Below are 503 nucleotides of genomic sequence, written 5' to 3' on the forward strand. Positions count from 1 at the left end.
CACTACGCTGACTTCCCCGGCAGCTACCGGTAACCAGTGGTACAAAGATGGTAACCCGATACAGGATGCAAACCAGCAGACTTACATCGCTACGGAAAGCGGAAAATATACTTTAGTGGTCACCTTAAACAACTGCGCGAGTCTGGTATCTGATGCAGTTATCCTGATTGCTCACCCGATTCCGGCGACTCCTGAAATTACCGTAAGCCAGAAAGAATTCTGCGAGGGCAGCAGCACTATGCTGACTTCCCCGGAAGCTACCGGCAACCAGTGGTACAAAGATGGTAACCCGATACAGGATGCAAACCAGCAGACTTACATCGCTACCGAAAGCGGAAAGTATACTCTAGTGGTCACCTTAAATAACTGTGCGAGTCTGGTATCTGACGCAGTGATCTTGATTGCTCACCCGATTCCGGCGACTCCTGAAATTACGGTAAGCCAGAAAGAATTCTGCGAGGGCAGCAGCACTACGCTGACTTCCCCGGCAGCTACCGGCAACC

The 503-nt window shown here is 51.1% G+C and carries 1 protein-coding gene; it reads left to right on the top strand.

Annotation, left to right across the window (positions count from 1 at the left end):
* Nucleotides 1–503: hypothetical protein (locus OQX61_RS24255; protein ID WP_265844429.1), on the top strand; the 503-nt coding region annotated here is incomplete at both ends.

Origin of the sequence: Pedobacter sp. PLR (assembly GCF_026239675.1) — a bacterium.
In the GTDB taxonomy this organism is placed as follows: domain Bacteria; phylum Bacteroidota; class Bacteroidia; order Sphingobacteriales; family Sphingobacteriaceae; genus Pedobacter.